Genomic DNA, 18,002 nt, shown 5'->3' with positions numbered 1-18,002 from the left:
TCCTGGCATGCTGCGGACGGCTCCCATGTCTTCGACCGCGGACGCGTCTTCTCCTGGCCCGGTGCTCCGGGTCGCACAGCAGGTTCCCCGCACCGAGGCGGAGGGCCCGGGGCGCCGCTTCGCACTCTGGATCCAGGGGTGTCCGCTGCGCTGCCCCGGGTGCTGCAACCCGGAGATGTTCGCGATGGAGCGTGGCACCGTCGTGACGGTGGAGTCGCTCGCGGCCCGGGTGCTCGCGACGCCCGGCATCGAGGGCTTCTCGCTGCTCGGGGGCGAGCCCTTCGCGCAGCCCGGCCCCGCCGCGGACCTCTGTGAGCGGCTGCGCGCGGGCGGCCTCAGCACCATGGTCTTCAGCGGCTACACGCTCGCGGAGCTGAAGGCCCAGACGAACCCGGACGTCGAGCGGTTGCTCGCCAGCCTGGACCTGCTGGTGGATGGGCGCTACGAGAAGGACCAGCCGGAGACGCGCCGGCGGTGGATTGGCTCCAGCAACCAGGTCATGCACTTCCTCACCCCGCGCTATTCGCCGGAAGACCCGACGTTCACCGCGCCCAACACGGCGGAGCTGCACCTCGTCGAAGGCCGGCTCATCATCAACGGCTGGCCAGACCTCGCGGACCGCCTCCGTCCATGACCCGCGTCTCGCCTTCCGAGCACTCGCTGCTCACGCTCGCGCGCGCCATCATGGGCCTGGGGCAGTACGCGCCCGTCGAGGACCTGCTTCGTGCGCGCCACACCACGCCCGCGCGCCTGAGTCCCGGCGCCCTGCGCTCGCTGCGTGACACGTTGGCCAAGGGCACCGTCCTCGCGCTGGCCCGCTGCGGTGGGGCACGCCAGCGACGTCACCTGTCCTCCGAGTCAGGCCCCTCGCGCCTGTGGGAACGACACGGTCCTCCCGCGCTGCGCTTCTCCGTCCTCTGCTTCCACACCCTGCGCTGGCTCGTGGAACAGCCGCTCGCGATTTTCGGCCACAGGCCCCTGGATGTGGACGCGCCTCCGACGCTCGCCGACGAGCTGTTCCTCTACCTGTGCTGTCGACTGGTGGCGGGCACACCCTGCGCTCTGTCGATCGCCCTGCAGCCCCAGTTCCAGCGCTCCATCCTCTGTCGGCTCGGGTTTCCGGACCTGTTCGGCGCCTCGCTCGGACGCGTGGACGCGGAAGGCTTCGCGCCGCTGCTCGCGGAGGGAGGCTGGCTGCTGGAGGCGCTCCAGGACGAGCTCGCCCTTCGCTGGCGCCGACTGGAAGAGAGCAAAGCGCGGCTCATCGAGCCCAAGCAACTGGTCGACCTGGGCACCGCGCAGGAGCAGGTGCTGGACGGGTTTCTCGACGCGGTGGACCGCGCGGGCCGCAGAGATTTGGCGGGCTTCGTGCTGGAGGCGCTGCGGCCCCTGGTCGGCCAGCCCGCGTCGCGATGGGTGTCCAACCTGTCGCCTCGCGCATCGCTGAGCGTGAAGGCCCAGGCACGCCGGGCGGCGGGAGCGAGCCTGCGCGCACTCGGACGGATGGCGCGCTGGGATGCCGAGCACCGCGCGGTGCGCTTCTTCGACGACGGCTACGAGGGCGCGCAGTTGCTGCTCTCCGCCTGGGCGTCCTTCGGTGAGCCCGGCTTCCGCCTCGCCTCGGACCGGGAGCGTGAGCTGACCACGGACCTGGCGGCTCCCGTCGAAACGATTCCGGATACCCTTCCCCTCCCTTCCTCCGAGAGCGCCCCATGAGCCGCGCCTATCGAATCTCCGTCTCCGAATCCCTCAACCGCATCGTCCAGGCCGAGGACGGCGTGTGCTCCAAGCTGGAGCTGTTGCCCTTGCTGTCTCGCGAGGAGACGGCGGGCCTGCTTGCCTCGGAGCTGGCGAACCGGGGCTTCACGCAAGAGGGCGACGTGGCGGTGCGCGTCGAGGCCGACGGCGTACGCGTAGCCGTGGACGTCACCACCGGCGAGGTGAGCGTCACGTTGTCGGACGAAGCGTCGGTGGAGCTGAGGGCGACGGGCGAGGTCCTCTCCCACACCCCGGACGGATCCGAGGCGACGAAGAAGCTCGCGCGTGAGAAGGCGCGGGCGAAGCTGGAGGACCAGACCCAGGACGCCACCGAGTCGCTGCGCGAGGACATCACCCGGCGGCTCGAAGGACGGCTCCGGGACCTCAAGTCGGAGCTGGACTCCATCGCCAACAAGGTGACGGGCGAGGCCCTCAAGGTGCGCGCGTCGCAGCTGGGCACGGTGGAGGAGATTCACGAGGACGCGGCCACGGGCTCGCTCACCATCAAGGTTCGCGTATGAGTCAGCGCATCCCCGAGGAGTCCCTCCCCACGGAGCTGACACCCTTCGCCGCGGTGGAGGCCGCGTATCCCGCCGAGCTGGGCCGCCTGTGCGAGGCGCTGCTGCGAGGCCTCCCGGTGATGGTGGAGGCGGACAAGGAGCTGACGCCGTACTTCTACAAGTGCCTGCGGGACAGGTTGAAGAAGGACGGCAAGCAGTTCCTCTACCTGGATGGCCGCGCCGCCACGGAGCCACCGCCCGGAATGCCCGCGCCCAGCATGATGGCCACGCTCATCGGCCAACTGCGCGACGCGGTGCGAGGCGCGGTGCGCGAGCGCATCGTCGTGCTGCCCCATCTCGACCTGCTCACCACCAGCAGCGGCGGCCTCACGTCCGAGGCGCGCGAGGTGATTCCGCTGCTGTATGAAAACCCGGAGATGCTCTGGGTGGGATTCAAGGACCCGTCGTTCCCGCTGCCACGGGTCATCGAGAACCTGTTCCCCCACAAGGAGAGCATCCTCGGCGTCAGTCGCGAGCGGCTGCGCTACCTCGTCACTCAGCGCGAGTGTCGCAAGTTCGGCCGGGGCCTCCAGCCCTACTCGCTCTACAAACACGTGTCCGGCGTGAATGCCGTACGACTGCGGCGGCTGCTCGGGGCCATCACCGGCGAGGACTATCCCAGCGACGCAAGGCCCGCCTTCGCGCAGCTCCGCTCGGCCACGCTGAGCGGCTCGCTCAATGTGCCGGAGATTGACCTGCACACGGAGATTGGCGGCTACGCGAAGGTGAAGGAGCGCCTCCAGCGAGAGATTCTCGACGTGCTCGCGCACAAGGAGACGCTGTCTGACCCGGAGGCGGTGAAGCGCGTGGAGGGCCTGCTGCCCCGGGGGATGATTTTCTGGGGCCCGCCGGGCACCGGCAAGACGCTCTTCGCCAAGGCGATGGCCTCGTCGCTGGGCGCCGCGGTGCTGGTGGTGAGCGGCCCGGAGCTGAAGAGCCGCTGGGTGGGCGAGAGCGAGGAGAACCTCCGGCAGATCTTCGTCCGCGCACGTCAGGCCGCGCCCAGCATCATCATCTTCGACGAGCTGGACTCCTTCGCGGCGGCGCGCGGCACGTACACGGGCTCCGGCGTGGAGCACTCCATGGTGAACCAGCTCCTCACGGAGATGGACGGCTTCCGCAAGGAGGAGCTCGTCTTCGTGGTGGGCACCACCAACTTCGTGGAGTCGCTGGACCCCGCGCTGCTGCGTCCGGGCCGCTTCGAGTTCCAGCTCTGCATCCCCTACCCCAACAGCACGGACCGCCGGGCCATCCTGTCCATCTACGACAAGAAGCTGGCCCTGGGCATGACGGAGCGGGCGCTCGACTACGCGGTGAAGCGCACCGGAGACCGCGTCGAGGGCACGGGCACGCGCTTCTCCGGTGACCACATCCAGGCGCTGTGTCGGGCCCTGGCCCGGCGTCGGCTGAGGGATGCAACGCAGACACCCACCGAGCCGGTGGACGTGGAGAAGGCCCTCACGGACTTCCTGGACCGGCCGGAGCTCACGTCCGCCGAGGAGAAGGTCGTGGCCACCCACGAGGCCGGCCACGCCGTGTGCGCGCTGTTCTGTCCCAGCGCTCCCGCCATCGACCGCATCAGCATTCGCGGAGACCTGGCCGGCATGCTCGGCTTCGTGCAGTACGCGGACCCCGCGCATCGCTACGTCGTCACGCGCAGCCAGTTGCTGGACAGCATCTGCATGCTCTTTGGCGGACGCGAGGCGGAGGCGTTGCTCCTGGAGGACCTGTCCATCGGCAGCGCCCATGACCTGGAGCGCGCCACCGAGATTGCCCGCGAGCTGGTGGAGATGCTCGGCATGGGTGGCGACGGAATCCCCGTGCGCCGGTTCGACGCCCCGGGACGGGACGCGGAACGGCATGCGCTCTCCGATGCGACGCGCGGCACGCTGGAGGCCGCGGTGCAGGAGGTGCTGGAGGTGCAGCGCGCCCGGGCCCGCGACATCCTCCACCGGGAGAAGCCCCGCCTCGTCGCGCTTCGGGACTTGTTGCTCGAGCGCAAGGTGCTGGACCGCGAGGCATTCGTCCACCTGGCGCCCATGCTGGCGTCGCAGAAGGAGCCGGCCCATGGCTAGTCTCATCCTCCGTCTCCTGGTGAATCCCCAGACGGGTCGCAAGGACATCGTCATCCAGTACGAGAGCGACTCCGACGCGCTTCCCATGGAGCACGAGGAGGAGCACCGTCGCCTCGTGGATCAGCTCATCGCCGGGGGCGCGCTCAAGGCCTCTGAGGTGGGCCGCATCATCGTCCAGCGAGACACTCCCTCCGGCCAGGCCGCCCAGCCCGAGTCAACGTCCGAGAGCACCGCCGAGAAGGTGAGCCAGAAGGCCTGATGTCCACGCTCGTGTTTCCCACCGAGGAAGCGCTCCACCTCGCGCTGACCTCCCGCCTCGTTCCTCCCGAAGTCCAGGCCACGCCGGCCCGCTACCGTCGGTCCGCCGAGGGTGTGCTCCACGTCACGTCCCAGGCGCCCTTGTCGAAGGCCGTGCTCGCGGAGCTGGCGACTTTCGGCATCAAGGCCGACGCGAAGGCACCTCGCGCGGAGGACTCCGTGCTGTGCTGGGCGGAGCTGCTGGCCCCGCGTCGGGTCCCCGTCGAGAGCGCGCCCCTGGGCGCGGTGTTGTTCCTGCCCGTGGATGGCGACGGGCTGTTGTCGCTCGCGGGCGAGCTGCTGCGCCTGGGCTGTGACCGCCAGGAGGTCTGCTTCGCCGAGGAGAAGAAGGGCCAGCGCGCCCTGCTTCGCGCCTCCGCCCCGCCCTACTTCACGCTCACCGGCGCGATGGACCGCGCGGGGGGCCTGCGAGCCTTCGTGCCCGCGGTGCCTGGGCAGACTTCCGTCTGGGTGGAGCTGGGCCACGTGCATCCGCTCGCGCGCACGCTCCTGCCCGCGCCTGGCACCGTGCTGCTCATTCCCGGCGAAGGCCCGTGGCTGACGGCGCCGGACGGGCCGTGGACGGACCTGTATCAGCTCACGGACCTGCGGCTCCCCGAGCCCGCGGAGGACTGGACGCCCTCGGCCGCGCCGGGACGGCTCTCCGTCCACATGAGGCTCACCCGGGCCGCGCGCACGGAGGCCGCGAGTCTCTGGGTGCTGCGCGAGAACGCCGTGGCGCAAGTGGAGTCACTGGTCCACACGTTGCCGGAAGCCCTGCTCGCGCAGCTTCGCTTCGCGGTGACCGGGCCCGCCGACGCGCCGTGCATCATCCTGCGAGCACGGCATGGCCGCGAGCGGCCACCGGAGCTGGGCCTGTCCGCCATGGCCTATTCGCCGCTACCCCAGCTCGCGGACCTCTACCTGCCGTGTGACGGCCTGCTGGAGCCGCCCGTGCGCAGAGACCGGCTGCGCGCGCTCCTCGCGCCCGTACCGGACACCGTCACCTGGTTGCACCCCACGGGCGCCGGCGGCTTCCGCGCGGAGCGAATCCCCGAGCAGGCCTTCCAGCCACTCGAGTCCTGGGTGGACTACGTGGTGGACACCGCCGCCGCGGCCCTGGAGCCGTGGGTGAAGGGGGCCACGTTCGATTTCGGCGCCATCGAAGCCGCGGACGGCGAGTGGATGCCCGGTGCGGCGGGCCCCGCTCCCAACGGGGAGAGCGAGGACCCGAACACGTCGACACGAAGCACCCGCCGCACGCGACGAGGGCAGGCGCCCGTGCCGGAGCCCGTTGAGCCGGCGCAGCCAGCGACGACGAAGCGCTCGTCGTCCCGAGGCGCGGGGACCCTCCTGGAGCCACTCACACCCGCGCAGCTCGGTGCCGCCGAGGAAGCCCTCGCGGTCGCGGAGAAGTCCTTCCTCGAACTGGAGGTTCCCGCCGATGCCCCCGAGCGACAGGCGCTCTGGGTTCACATGGCGGAGCTGAATGGTCAGCTCGGCCGAGGGCGCGATGCGGCGCTGTGCTGGACGCGCGCGCTCTGGAACGCCTCGGGCGCGGATGCCACGGAGCTGGCCGTGCGCTGGGCGGAGGCGGAGTCCCGCGCGGGTGCCTCGCGGGCCGAACTACTGACCCGCGCCACGCCCTCCGAGGACGACGTGCGCAGCTTCGCCAGCGGGCTCGTCCTGGGTGCGCTGACGTCTCCACGGACGCCACCGGGGGATATGCCCGCGCTGCAGCGCTGGTTGGACCGCCACGACACCGCGCTCGACGTGCGCACGTTGTGGCTCTCGCGCGCCGCGCTGGACACGCTCGCGGGGGGCGACCCGCTGAGCCTCGCGAGGACGGGGGACCGACTGCTGGAGATGCTCCAGCGGGGGCTCTCCCTCTCGCGCGATGTCCCGCGCTTCCTGCGGGGCGGCACGGATGCGTCGGCCCTGCCTCGGCTCGCGGCACAACTGGACGCGCTGCTGGACCGCTTCGAGCGCACCGCGCGTCGGCGCTCCTCCGTGGAGGCGCCCGCCGAATTGACCCAGGCCTATGTCCGCCTCGTCTTCGCCTGTGGCCTCGCGAGGCTGGGACAGGCGGACCGCGCGCGGGCGCTGGTGGCCTCGGCCACGGCGGCGCTCGACACGAAGGAGCCCATCCATGGGTTCCTGTCGCGGGCCTATGGCGCACGCGTGGCGCAAGCGCTGGAGGGCGAGCCGCTGGAGACTCCGCTGCCCACGGACATCTCCGCGGATCTCAACGCGCTGGCCACCTTCCAGCGCTACAAGGTGGACCGACTGCGACAGGCCTCCGCGCTGTTGGAGCCCAGCGAACGGTTGGACCCCGCCCGGGCCTTCGGACGCGGGACACGCGACCTGCGAGGCGAGGAGTTCGCGGCGCTGCGAGACATCCGCGACGCGGCCACGGTGACACACGAGGTGGTCCAGTTGGTGAGGCGCGCCACGGGAGCCCGCCTGCCCGCACCCGAGCGACTGCGCCTCATCGGCGGCTTGCTGGAGACGTTGCCTCGGCTGGCCCCTGCGCGGGCGCTGCCGCTGCTGGATGAACTCGTCTCAGCGATGGAGGGGCTCCCGGGAGAGTCCCAGGCCCAACTCCTGGGTGACGCGCTTACCCTGGCGGCGCTGTTCGGCCGGGCGGACCGCGCGACGTCACTGGCGGGGCGGCTGCGGCTGGTGTTGGCCGGACTTGCGCCGGAGTCCCCCGCGTGGGGCGCGGGCATCCTGGAGGCCAGCCTGCGCGGCCTGCGTCGCGTCGGCCTGTCTCGCGAGACGGGCGAGATGGTGGCGGCGACGCGAGGTCTGCTCACCCGGGCCAAGGCGCCCGTGGCGGCGCGACTGGGTGTCGCGTCGGGAATGGCGATGCTCGGGCATGTGGACGAAGCGCTGCCGGTGTTCAACATGGCATTCGATGCGCTGGCCGCCGCGAAGGGCTCCCCCCCTGAGCGGATGTCCCTGACGCGAAGTCTGGCGGGAGCACTGGCGCATACGCCGACGAACGTCGCGCTGCCGGGACTGGCGAGACTGTCGGAGGGGCTCGCCACGGTGACGGACAGCTTCAATACCAACAGCCACTTCTGTCTGTCCGTGGTGGAGCTGGCGGACGCGCTGGTGCTGGGTCATGTGGAAGTGGCGCAGGGCGCGAGCGAGCGGGCACGAAGCTGGTTGGACGAGGATGAGTTCTTGGTGCGGCGACGCATCCATCAGGAGTTGGAGGACCGTACATGAGCAGTGTTCCCCGACGGGAGGAGCCCGTCGCCGACCCCATCTCCGCGCTGACGTTCGACGCGCTGTCACGCGAGGCGCAGGGGCTGCGCGAGCGGCTCAACCGGTTCCGACAGGGACTGGGGCGACACTTCGTGGGCAAGCAGACGCTGGTGGACCTGATGACCGTGGCGGCGGTGGCGCAGGAGCCGCTGCTCCTGGTGGGCCCCCCGGGCACGGCGAAGTCGGACCTGGTCCTCAAGTTCCGCGAAGCGCTGCGCATCCCCAACGAGGACTACTTCGAATACCTGCTGACGCGCTTCACCGAGCCGTCCGAAGTCCTGGGCCCCATCGACATCAACCTCCTGCGCCAGGGCCGCTACATCCGGCGCGAGGGCGGCAAGCTGCCCACCGCGAAGCTGGTGTTCCTGGACGAGGTGTTCAAGGCGAGCTCGGCCATCCTCAACGCGCTGCTGACGGTCATCAACGAGCGCAAGTTCTACCAGGACGGCGCGCCGCAGCCGGTGAAGCTCAAGGTGCTCTTCGCGGCGACGAACGAACTGCCCGAGCACGCGGAGCTGGGCGCGCTCAAGGACCGCTTCTGCCTGAAGGCCGCGTGTCGCCCGGTGCAGGACCGCTACTTCCTGGAGCTGCTCGACTCCGGCCTGGAGTCCCAGACACACCGCGAGCTGAACCAGAAGCCGTGGGCGGAAGGACACGCGACGTTGGAAGACCTCCTGAAGGCGCACCGCTACCTGACGCTGATGATGGGGCGCAAGGAGATGGGGCCGGACGGGAGAGAGCTGAAGGACCGTGACCTGTTCTTCCGCGACGAGCTGCTGCGCGAGTTCCGCCGCGTGGTGCAGACGCTGACGCGCGAGGACGGCGTGTTCATCAGCGACCGCAAGCTGGTGAAGCTCTACCGGCTGCTGCGCACGCGCGCGTGGATCTTCCACGGCGGCGCGGTGGAGCGGCAGGACCTCCAGCTCCTCTCCTACCTGGGAGAGACGCGGGAGGAGATCGACCTGCTCGAAGAGAAGGTGCCTCGACTGCTCGGCCTGACGTGATGCGCGTCCGCTGAACGTCACGAGGACCTGGAGCCATGCGTCCAGGTCCCCGTGTCACGAGCAGTCGCTACGGAGTACAGGACACGTTGGCGGGCGCGGCCCAGAGCTGGTACCAGCCCGTGTCATCCATCGCGGTGAAGTAGATGCTGCCGCCAACGCGAGCGAAGCGTTCGGGCGACGACGTCACCAATGACGGAGTCGCCGTCACCTCCGCCGTGGTGGCGTCGGTGCCGTAGCTCACCCAGGGGTTCGTGTAGGAGCCCGCCGAATCCGCTCCCGCGAAGATGACCCCGCCGCCGTCGATGGGATGGACGGACGAAGAGAACTCGTCGGAGACGCTCAGCGAGCCAGGCATCGGGCGCGTCTGCGTGGCTGTGCCGTCCGTCACCCACAACTTCACCACGCGATACGCGGGCCCCGGACTGCTGATGGCCACGGCGAAGTACAGCTTTCCTCCCGAGCGGGTGAACGACTGCAGGTATGGGAACGCCGCCTCCTGGTTCGCGTAGGGGTTCTCCAGGACGGTGACGGTGGCCTTGCCTCCGCCCGCCAGCGCCACGCGATACAGCCCCATCCGCTGCGTCACCGGGTCCGCGTTCGTCAGGTACACGTGCGCGCCCAGCGAGCCGAGCATCCGCATCTCACGACCGAAAGACTCCAGCCGCACCGTGCCCGAGGCCGTGCCGTCCGACTTCCACACCTCCGTGTTCACCCCGTCCCGGAGCGTGAAGAGTCCCGTGCTCCCGTCCTCGGTGATTCCGACATCGACCACGGGTACCACGTTGGCATCCAGTCGCTTGACGAAGACCGTACCGCCGGACGTCCCATTCGTGCGCCACAGCGCGGTGCCGTGCTCCGGGCTGGACAGGAAGAACAGATGCGCGCTGGAGGTCCGCACGTAGCTCGGCGACAGGGTACTCAGGACGCCGAGGTTCACGAGCTGCGTCGTCCCCTCGTCCGTGCCATCCGTTCGCCACAGCTCCACCTGTGGCCTCGGCGGGTCCATCACCTGCCAGGTGCGGAAGAACGTGACGAACGTACCGTAGGAGGCGAACTGGGAGAGAGCCGAGCCCGCGGCCCCGGGCGTCAGGTCCTTCAACACATGCGTGCCCGCCTCTGTCCCGTCGGTGATCCACGGCTCCCGACCGTACTCCTCGGTGTAGACCTGGAACAGGAAGCGACTGTCCAGGGACGAGAGCGAAGAGATGTTCCTGCCAGGCGACGTCGCCGAGAACGCCTTCACCGGCGCCGTGCTCATCTCCGTTCCCTGGCTCTTCCACAGCGTGGCGCTTCCATCGCGAAGGTTCACGGAGAAGTAGGCCGTGCCCTGCACGTCCCGGATGCCCGTGGGCATGGGAGTGAAGGTCGGCGACTGGGGCGTCCCGGGCGGCACGACCACCTTCACTCGCCGCGCCCCCTCGGGTGAACAGGCCAGGGTGGCCACCTGGGACGGCTGCGACTCCAGCGGAGAGGGCTCCAGTTCCGGAGCACCCCCACACCCCCATCCACCCAGACAGAACACGGCCAGGCCATACTTCGCGCGCATGGTGTCTCCTCCCCCTCGGAGCACGGGCTGCGACGGTGGGAACCAGGGAAGCACGGAGCAACTGCCCCTCGGTCCGAGCAGGCTGTCCATCGCAAGACAGGGCTCGGCCCCTGGGCCCCCTGCCGAAAGTCCCCAGAATCACCTCCGCGCGCCGACACGCCCCTCCATCGGGCGCCTTCGGAAGTGATACAGAAAGGACGCATGGCAGCAGTGGAGTCGCGAGGCCCCCAGGACACGGAACGCTGGTTGTGCGCCGGGCTCACCCTCGCGCGACAAGAAGGCCTCGACGCGGAGTCCCTCGCCACGAGCGTGCCCTGGCTCCTGGCCACGCTCGCGGAGACACCCACGCTTCCGCCACCCGCGCTGGTCGCGGACCTAGGAAGGCTCGTCGCCGGCCATCCCCTGGCCCCATCCCTGCCCATCCCCGACACCCTGCCCCGCCTTCGCGCCGCGGTGCGCGCGTACGACGACCATGTCCTCGCGAGACTCGCCGCCGAGCCTCACCTGGAGGCCGTGTCCGCCGCGCTCGCCCGCCTGCCGGAGCCGCTGCGGCCCCGAGGCGTGGCCTTCCTCGTGGCCCGCCTCCTCTCCCGCATGGGCTTCACCGCCGGCACCTCCGTGAGCCCAGCCCTCGCGCGGCGCGTCCTGGAACGTCCACCTGGGGAACTGTTGTCATCCGGATACATCTCCCTGCGCGAGCCCGGCCCCGCGTTGGAGCAACTGGCCCAGGGCTACGAGGCCCTGAGCACCGGGGCCCGGCGCGCGAGTGCCCTGCTGGGTGACGCGGAAGCCTTCACGCTGGAGAACCTGGAGCACCTCCAGGGCAAGGCGCAGCGGCTGGCGCTGGAGCAGGCGGTGGAAGCCGCCGAGGCCCTCTCTCGCGCCCTTCCGCCCCGCCTCCGCGCACGCCCCGTGTCCACCGGCCCCGCGCCCACCGCGATGGAGGATGACGCCGCGTTTCCGCAGGGCGGATTCTCCTCCGTCTCCAACGTGGGCAGCCTGGAGAACCTGGTCACCTCCGAGCTCGTCTACATGGAGGATGAGCCCACGCTGGACTTGTTCGACGTGCGCTACGTCGAGGGCGAGCTGCTCTACTACACCCGCGACGAGAGCCTCGCGGTGCGCCGTCGCCGCGTGGTGACCTTCGTCCTCCCGCCGAGCCTCGCGGACGCGCGGGTGAAGGACACCGGCGTGCGGTGGCAGCGCGCAGTGGTGGCCATGGGACTGGTGTTGTGCCTGGTGCGCCGGCTGTCCGTGTGGCTGGGAGACCAGGACCTGCGCTTCCAGGTCGCCTTCCCCTGGGATGGCGACGGGCCCCACCCGCTGGAGGCGGAGCGCGGCCTGTGCGAGCTGCTGCTGCGCGAGTGGCGAGCCCGGGGGACCGCGGAGATTCTCACCCCACGAGACTCCGACGAGGTGCTGGCGAACGCGGCGGTGCAGGCGAAGCGGGCCCGGGTGGACGTGCTGTTGCTCGACGCGACCCGTCAAACGCGGCTCGACACGACGAAGGTGCCCGCCCGCGTGGGGCTGCATCACCTGGATTTGAGCGAGCCGAGCCCGAGGCTCCATGTGCCGGGCCGGGGAACTTCTTCACCCGCGCGTGAAATCCCGGAAGTTGGCGCCGAGGGAGGCCCTCCCGAGACGCCATGGGAGGCCTGGACCGGAACGACGCTTGAGCTTGCGCGAGGGCTTCTCTAGCGTCCGGTCCGGGAAGCGCCACGCTTGGCGCAGGAGAGGACGGGCCATGCCGCGGTACGAGTTCAAGGAAGGCAGCTCCAACAAGTTCTGGGAGATCACGTTCGAAGGAAAGTCCTTCACGACGCGATGGGGCCGCATCGATACCGACGGCCAGGAGAAGACGCAGTCCTTCGACTCTCCCGAGGCGGCGCAGAAGGAGTACGACAAGCTCGTCCGCGAGAAGGAGAAGAAGGGCTACGAGCTGGTGGGCGACGGTGAAGGGGGCGACGACGGAGACGACGAGTCGCCGAGCGTCGAGGGAAAGTCCAACCCGGAGCTGGAGGCCGCCATCCAGAAGGACCCGGCCAACGTGGACGCGTACCTGGTCTACGGCGACTGGCTCCAGAGCCAGGGCGACCCGCGCGGCGAGCTGGTCGCGCTGCAGCACGCGGTGTCGAAGGCCGAGGGCACGGAGGCCTCCACCCTCAAGCGGCAGATCACCGCGCACATCAAGAAGCACAAGGTGCTGCTGCTCGGTGGACTGGCCAAGGCCTGGTCCGAAGAGGAGCTCAAGGTGGAGTGGCACCTGGGCTTCATCCGCGACGCGCGGCTGGGCAAGAAGGACTACGACTCCGAGCTGGAGGTCCCCGAGACGCTGGTGAAGCTGCTCGCGCATCCTTCCGCGAAGTTCCTCCAGTCGCTCACCATCGGCATGGTGGATATGGAGGGCGAGAACTATTACGCGGGCGTCGTCGAGGCCATCGTCAAGACGAAGGGCATGCCGACGCTGCGCAGCCTGTTCCTCGGCGACTTCGAGTACCCGGACGAGACGGAGATCTCCTGGTCGTACATCAACGACGTCACGGGGCTCTACAAGGTCCTGCCGAACCTGCGCTCGCTGCGGCTGCGCGGCGCGGACGCGGACCTGGGCAAGATTGACCTGCCGGAGCTGCGTGAGTTCTCGATGGAGACGGGCGGCCTGCCCTTGGGCGCGGTGAAGTCCATCGCCAGCGCGAACTGGCCGAAGCTGGAGAAGCTGGAGGTCTGGTTCGGCTCGGAGAACTACGGCGCGGAGGGCGGCGTGGAGGACATCCAGCCCATCCTCGACGGCAAGGGCCTGTCGAACGTCAAGGTGCTGGGCCTGCGCAACTCGGAGTTCACGGACGAGCTGGCGAAGGCGCTGCCCACCGCGAAGATCCTCCCCCAGCTCGAGAAGCTGGACCTGTCCATGGGCTGTCTGTCGGACACGGGCGCGCAGACGCTCGCGGACAACGCCGCGGCGTTCAAGCACCTCAAGCACCTGGACGTGACGGAGAACACGCTCACCAAGGCCGGCGAGAAGCTGGTGGCGAAGCTGGCCGCGACGGTGGCGGCGGGCAGCCAGCGCGACTACGACGAGGAATACCGTTACGCGGCGGTGGGCGAGTAGCACTCCATGACGGCGGTGCCTGACTTCATCCTCATCGGCAACGCCGAGAACCGGCGCGTCACGCTGTTCCAGGACGCGCTGGCCCGCCAGGGCCTTCCTCCCGCGAGGGTGGTGCCCTGGCGGGAGCTGGTGAAGCACCCCGCCCTCCTCGCGCGGCTGCCCGACACGGACGCCTTCGTCCGCATCGACGCCGCGGGGGAGAGCTGGGAGGTGGAGAAGGCGCTGCTCAAGCGCGGCCATGAAGACGCGCTGGAGCATGGCTGTCAGGTGCTCGCGCCGGAGGACGTGGACGCGCTCGTCGAGGACCACGGGCGCATCCTGGCTCCACGCCAGGGACACCTGGGCTTTCTGCGAGTCCTCTCCGAACTGGAGGCGGTGTTCCGGGAGCGGCCTCGCTGGAGGGTGCTCCAGTCGCCCGCGAGCATCGCGGACCTGTTCGACAAGCGCATCACCTCGCGGAGGTACGCGGCGTTGGGTGTGCCCGTGCCGGAGCCCTTGGACGGGGTGACGGACGCGGCGTCGCTGCGCGAGCGGATGGACGATGAGGACTGGCGCGAGGTCTTCGTGAAGGTGTCCTGCGGCTCGTCAGCGTCGTGTCTGGCCATCTTCCGCAGGCACCGCGAGAGGGAGTCGCTGGTCACCACCATCGAGCAGGCACCGACGGGTTGGTACAACTCGCTCAAGGTGCGTCGAATCACGGAGCCGGAGCGCGTGGAGGACGTGCTGGGCTTCCTGCTGCGCGAGGGCTCACAGGTGGAGCGCTCGATTTCCAAGGCGCGACTGGGCGGCGACACTTTCGACTGTCGGGTGCTCACGGTGGGTGGGGAGCCCGCCTTCACGGTGGTGCGCCAGAGCCGAGGCCCCATCACCAACCTGCACCTGGGCGGCTGGCGTGGGGAGCCGGAGGAGCTGGAAGCAGCGGTGCCGCGCAACGAATGGAAGGCCGCGATGGAGAGCTGCCGCGTGGTGGCGCGGGCCCATGACTGCCTTCACGTGGGCATCGACCTGATGTTCGAGGAGCACTTCACCGGGCACCGCGTGGTGGAGGCGAACGCCTTCGGCGACCTGCTGCCCGGCCTGCAGCGCGAGGGATTCAGCGTCTACGAGTGGGAGATTCGCGAGGCACTGGCACTGGCTCGTGCCAATGCCTCTCCTCCCAGACCTTGACGCTCACCGGCGTCAGTCGCAGCCCGTGGCGTCGCGAGAGGGCACCCAGTTGCAATCGAAGGTGTGCACCTCGCCAGTGGCACGACCCCGCCCAGGAGCCGAGTCGAGCATCGTGTTCCAGAACCGCGAGAGCACCGAGGTGAGCGAGTTGGCGGGCCCCGTCGGAGGGTCGCTGTTGTAGAGCAGCGCCGCATGCACGTTCGGCTCGGTGGTGCCGTTGGCGCGGAGCACGACGGGGTCGCTCGGCGCGAAGAGCCACTTCATGCGCGACGACGTGTTGTCTCCAGTGATTCCCATGGCCCGGTTCATGGACTCCACCCAGGTGGCACGGGCCGCGCGCTCCGCCGGGGTGTTGGTCGTCGATTGGAACGGCAGCCCGGTGTTCGACATGTAGAGCTGGTCCTGGCGGTTCTGCCAGACAAGCGTGGGCAGGTCGAAGCCCCCTTCCGACACGGGTGCGGTGATGATGTCGTAGAGCACCGGACCACTGATGCACTCGTGCGGAGGATGTACGGGGTCCCCCGGTGTGCGCGCGGCCACACAGGACGGAGTGAGCGAAGACTTCCAGATGCTCGTCAACTGCTCGAAGGCCTCCAGCCCCGAGCCAATCCCCAGCACGGGATAGTCTGGGTGATTCCAGTCGAGCGGCAGGTACCCGGCGCCCGGAAAGACAAGCAGCCGTCCCGCCTTCGCGGCCTTGGGGAGTCGCTTCACGACGCGATGCGTGTTGTTGAAGGCGCCAAAGCCTCCCGCCGAGCCGCCCCGCCACAACACGCGCAGCGGCTTGTTGTCGTCCAGGCCATACCGCTCGACGAGCACGGCGAGCATCGCCTCCACGTTGTAGGCCCCCGTGAAGCGCCAATCCCGCTGCGTCCCCTTGTAGGTGATGTCGGGCGCATCCAGTGCCGTACCCGTCCACAAGTCACTCGAGCAGTAATGGCCAAGCACATCGATGGCGCCACTGAAGTCGTCGGGGCTCGCGGGATCGCGCTCACGCAGCGCCCGGTCCGCCGGCAGGTTCACCGACGACACCAGGTCGATGGCCCGATTGCCGCAGCCACCCAACGGACTCTCGCTGTCGAACGCGCAGAAGCCACCGCCTTCGAGGCGCAGCACCCACTGCGTCGGAAGAGCCCCTCCCGGAGGAACTGGGGGGAAGGTGACCTCCAGGACGAACTCGTCGCCCAGGTTGCACCGGGCATCCGTCCAGCGGGCGTCCCGAAGCGCCGGGCGAACCGTCTCCGTCAGCCGGCGCATGGGATTGCCGGCGCGAGTACACGCGGTCACGTTGTAGCCATTGCCCGAAGGCCGACAGGTGGCCGTTCCCCCGGACCAGGCGGACGCAAGCGAGGAGCAGGATACCGAGGCTCCAGGCACACACGCCGTCGCCACGGCTTCGAGCGATGGGCCCGTGGCGCCCACCTCGGAGAGGGGCGCATGGTGAGGTTCCGCCTCACCACAGGCGGTACAGGTCAGGACGACGGGGAGCAGCAGGAGGAGGGAGCGCATTCCCTCTCAACCCACGACACTCCAGAGAGTTGCGGAGGTCCTGTTTCGATTCCCAATGAGAGAACCCGCGGACTTGCCCCTGGCACCGGACTGGGAGACGCGCCGAATCACGCGTCCCCCAGGAGAGGTCATCTCATTACGGCGCCGTGAGGATGCCCGTGAAGGCCGTGGCGTTGGCGACCGGGAAGTCGGTGCGCAGGGGATGGCGCGAGAGGTCCAGGTCGCCCTGACGGAAGGCCCGCACGCTCATGATGTAGGACGCGCCGGGGACGAGCACGCCTGGAGGCAGCGTGACGTGAGACTGGGCGGTACGAATCCTGACGCCGAGTGCCGCGACGGTGCGCGTACCCGACACGAAGAGCCGCCGGATGGAGACTTCATGCGCGGACGGAGTTCCGGCAGCGGGAGCGGACCAGCTCAGCGTCGGCGTGAGTGATGTCATCGTCTGGTCCACCGTGGCCACGGCACCATCGATGCTCAGGCTCCGCACGGGCGTGAGGAGCGGAGCCAGGGGCTGGCCCTCGACCTTCCGCAGGAGGTTCGTATACGACACGCCCGCGCTCTGCCGGGTGGGCTGCGTCCCTGCCAGCGCGAAGGTGACACTGACGGGATAGACGACACTCACGACCGCCGGCCACTCCCGCGGGAAGGGATTGCCATAACGGAGCGGGAGCGCGGGCGAGCCCTCGTGGAGGTCCGCCTCGAGCAGGTCTGGGATGCTGGAGAAGAAGCCAGGGCCCTTGCCGGCGGGCAGGACACTCACACCGAGCTCCGGCTGGCGGCCTGGAGTCCTCTCGGCCCGGGGATGCACATCCGCGATAGCGGGCGTGAAGGCCGCCTCGTGGAACTCGTAGGAGAACTGCTCCGTCTGGGCAACCTCCGTGAAACCTCCCTGCAAGAGAGTGCTCTGCCCCTCCGGCGTGGTGAAGGGAGCCGGAATGAAGACCTCCGTCAGCGACCGGGAGTCGCCCGTGGCGGAGGTCGCCAGGTGGGTCAGCATCGCGGAATCACCCTGGGCTGAATCCACCAGCCGGTTCTCCGAAGACCAGGCGAGGTTGAATGAGGCCTGGGCCAACTCGGTGTTGCCTGCCGTCGGCGCGCCCTCGTCGAACCCCCCATGCAAGTCGATGACGACCATCCCCGCGTTGGCGGAGATGAGCTGGAGCAGGTCACCAGGAAGCCACGGGCGCATGGCCCCTACGTCGAACACCAGGTGCGTGGAGGAGTCAGGAGTCCGCTGGCCCACGCGCCCGAGCTTGTGCTCGCTCAGGTCGAGTCGGCGCTCAACGCTGGAGAACCAGGGCAGCTCATCCCCGACACGAAGGGTATACGTGGCGCCTGGAGGGATGCCTGGAACGACGAAGGTTCCATCAGAAGCGCCCGTGCCAGGGTAATGGAAGAAGCTCCCATCGGCGCCTTGAGCCCAGGCCTCGATGGGAACCGAGGAGAGGTCCACCGTGACCTTCTGCTTGCCTTCGGACGTGTGGTGAATGAAATGCCGATGCCCGCGAATACCAACCGTCGCCTTCCCCGCCTCATTCGTCGAGGCAGGCGCGGCGGTGGAGAGCAGGAACAAACCGGTGGCCAGGAGTGGCGAGTAACGAAAGGGAGTCATACTGCTCCTCTACGTGCTCAGTCCGGCCCCTGAGGGTGTTATCGACGTCAGTGCCAGAATGCCCTGACGTGAGTCTTTCCACAAAAACCCGC

The 18,002-nt window shown here is 69.3% G+C and carries 13 protein-coding genes; 10 read left to right on the top strand and 3 right to left on the bottom strand.

Translation table 11 applies throughout. The features are described 5' to 3' along the window. Positions 1-25: 25 nt before the first annotated feature. From HUA74_RS15635 to HUA74_RS15605, 7 genes are read left to right on the top strand one after another with little or no spacing between them, the layout of a single operon-like run. Positions 26-634: a 4Fe-4S single cluster domain-containing protein gene (locus HUA74_RS15635; RefSeq protein ID WP_174455155.1), complete on the top strand. Its 609-nt coding sequence runs from the start codon at positions 26-28 to the stop codon at positions 632-634. After that, positions 631-1,716: a hypothetical protein gene (locus HUA74_RS15630; protein ID WP_174455154.1), complete on the top strand. Its 1,086-nt coding sequence runs from the start codon at positions 631-633 to the stop codon at positions 1,714-1,716. Before HUA74_RS15635 ends, HUA74_RS15630 begins: the two co-directional genes overlap by 4 nt. After that, positions 1,713-2,279 carry a hypothetical protein gene (locus HUA74_RS15625; RefSeq protein ID WP_141643778.1) on the top strand — a complete coding sequence of 189 codons (567 nt, stop codon included), beginning with the start codon at positions 1,713-1,715 and terminating at the stop codon, positions 2,277-2,279. Before HUA74_RS15630 ends, HUA74_RS15625 begins: the two co-directional genes overlap by 4 nt. Continuing rightward, a complete protein-coding gene (locus tag HUA74_RS15620; protein ID WP_174455153.1) occupies positions 2,276-4,393 on the top strand; it encodes an AAA family ATPase in 2,118 nt (705 codons plus the stop codon). Before HUA74_RS15625 ends, HUA74_RS15620 begins: the two co-directional genes overlap by 4 nt. Continuing rightward, entirely contained in the window at positions 4,386-4,652 is a 267-nt protein-coding gene (locus HUA74_RS15615) for a hypothetical protein (protein ID WP_174455152.1), read from the top strand. Before HUA74_RS15620 ends, HUA74_RS15615 begins: the two co-directional genes overlap by 8 nt. Next, on the top strand, positions 4,652-7,924 hold the full coding sequence (locus HUA74_RS15610; protein WP_174455151.1) for a hypothetical protein: 3,273 nt from the start codon (positions 4,652-4,654) through the stop codon (positions 7,922-7,924). Before HUA74_RS15615 ends, HUA74_RS15610 begins: the two co-directional genes overlap by 1 nt. After that, positions 7,921-8,967 carry an AAA family ATPase gene (locus HUA74_RS15605; RefSeq protein WP_141643774.1) on the top strand — a complete coding sequence of 349 codons (1,047 nt, stop codon included), beginning with the start codon at positions 7,921-7,923 and terminating at the stop codon, positions 8,965-8,967. The genes HUA74_RS15610 and HUA74_RS15605 overlap by 4 nt, the downstream gene beginning before the upstream one ends. A gap of 67 nt (positions 8,968-9,034) precedes the next feature. Here HUA74_RS15605 and HUA74_RS15600 read toward each other — a convergent pair whose 3' ends face one another. Further along, the gene (locus tag HUA74_RS15600; protein ID WP_174455150.1) at positions 9,035-10,513 is read right to left on the bottom strand and encodes a hypothetical protein; all 1,479 of its coding nucleotides are present in this window, start codon (positions 10,511-10,513) and stop codon (positions 9,035-9,037) included. Positions 10,514-10,714: 201 nt separating this feature from the next. On the opposite strand from HUA74_RS15600, the gene HUA74_RS15595 reads away from it, so the two are divergent. The 3 genes from HUA74_RS15595 to HUA74_RS15585 are packed head-to-tail and all read left to right on the top strand — an operon-like array spanning position 10,715 to position 14,786. Further along, positions 10,715-12,211: a hypothetical protein gene (locus HUA74_RS15595; RefSeq protein WP_174455149.1), complete on the top strand. Its 1,497-nt coding sequence runs from the start codon at positions 10,715-10,717 to the stop codon at positions 12,209-12,211. 46 nt (positions 12,212-12,257) lie between these two features. Continuing rightward, positions 12,258-13,619 (top strand): WGR domain-containing protein, encoded by a 1,362-nt coding sequence (locus HUA74_RS15590; RefSeq protein WP_174455148.1) that lies wholly within the window; start codon positions 12,258-12,260, stop codon positions 13,617-13,619. Positions 13,620-13,625: 6 nt separating this feature from the next. Further along, positions 13,626-14,786, top strand: a complete 1,161-nt coding sequence (locus HUA74_RS15585) for an STM4014 family protein (protein WP_174455147.1) — start codon at positions 13,626-13,628, stop codon at positions 14,784-14,786. Between the two features lie 12 nt (positions 14,787-14,798). On the opposite strand, the gene HUA74_RS15580 is transcribed toward HUA74_RS15585, so the two are convergent. Next, on the bottom strand, positions 14,799-16,295 hold the full coding sequence (locus tag HUA74_RS15580) for a pectin acetylesterase-family hydrolase (RefSeq protein WP_174455146.1): 1,497 nt from the start codon (positions 16,293-16,295) through the stop codon (positions 14,799-14,801). 136 nt (positions 16,296-16,431) lie between these two features. Continuing rightward, the gene (locus HUA74_RS15575; RefSeq protein WP_174455145.1) at positions 16,432-17,910 is read right to left on the bottom strand and encodes a hypothetical protein; all 1,479 of its coding nucleotides are present in this window, start codon (positions 17,908-17,910) and stop codon (positions 16,432-16,434) included. Positions 17,911-18,002: the final 92 nt, after the last annotated feature.

The sequence above is a fragment of the Myxococcus sp. CA051A genome, assembly GCF_013336705.1.
In the GTDB taxonomy this organism is placed as follows: Bacteria; Myxococcota; Myxococcia; order Myxococcales; family Myxococcaceae; genus Myxococcus; species Myxococcus llanfairpwllgwyngyllgogerychwyrndrobwllllantysiliogogogochensis.
This window is presented reverse-complemented; position numbering and strand designations above follow the sequence as displayed.

Excerpts from the sequence above, each read along its gene's own strand:
- HUA74_RS15630 (WP_174455154.1), top strand. The coding sequence starts at position 631 with ATGACCCGCGTCTCGCCTTCCGAGCACTCGCTGCTCACGCTCGCGCGC.
- HUA74_RS15590 (WP_174455148.1), top strand. The coding sequence starts at position 12,258 with ATGCCGCGGTACGAGTTCAAGGAAGGCAGCTCCAACAAGTTCTGGGAG.
- HUA74_RS15605 (WP_141643774.1), top strand. The coding sequence starts at position 7,921 with ATGAGCAGTGTTCCCCGACGGGAGGAGCCCGTCGCCGACCCCATCTCC.
- HUA74_RS15635 (WP_174455155.1), top strand. The coding sequence starts at position 26 with ATGTCTTCGACCGCGGACGCGTCTTCTCCTGGCCCGGTGCTCCGGGTC.
- HUA74_RS15620 (WP_174455153.1), top strand. The coding sequence starts at position 2,276 with ATGAGTCAGCGCATCCCCGAGGAGTCCCTCCCCACGGAGCTGACACCC.
- HUA74_RS15615 (WP_174455152.1), top strand. The coding sequence starts at position 4,386 with ATGGCTAGTCTCATCCTCCGTCTCCTGGTGAATCCCCAGACGGGTCGC.
- HUA74_RS15595 (WP_174455149.1), top strand. The coding sequence starts at position 10,715 with ATGGCAGCAGTGGAGTCGCGAGGCCCCCAGGACACGGAACGCTGGTTG.
- HUA74_RS15575 (WP_174455145.1), bottom strand. The coding sequence starts at position 17,910 with ATGACTCCCTTTCGTTACTCGCCACTCCTGGCCACCGGTTTGTTCCTG.
- HUA74_RS15585 (WP_174455147.1), top strand. The coding sequence starts at position 13,626 with ATGACGGCGGTGCCTGACTTCATCCTCATCGGCAACGCCGAGAACCGG.
- HUA74_RS15610 (WP_174455151.1), top strand. The coding sequence starts at position 4,652 with ATGTCCACGCTCGTGTTTCCCACCGAGGAAGCGCTCCACCTCGCGCTG.
- HUA74_RS15580 (WP_174455146.1), bottom strand. The coding sequence starts at position 16,295 with ATGCGCTCCCTCCTCCTGCTGCTCCCCGTCGTCCTGACCTGTACCGCC.
- HUA74_RS15625 (WP_141643778.1), top strand. The coding sequence starts at position 1,713 with ATGAGCCGCGCCTATCGAATCTCCGTCTCCGAATCCCTCAACCGCATC.
- HUA74_RS15600 (WP_174455150.1), bottom strand. The coding sequence starts at position 10,513 with ATGCGCGCGAAGTATGGCCTGGCCGTGTTCTGTCTGGGTGGATGGGGG.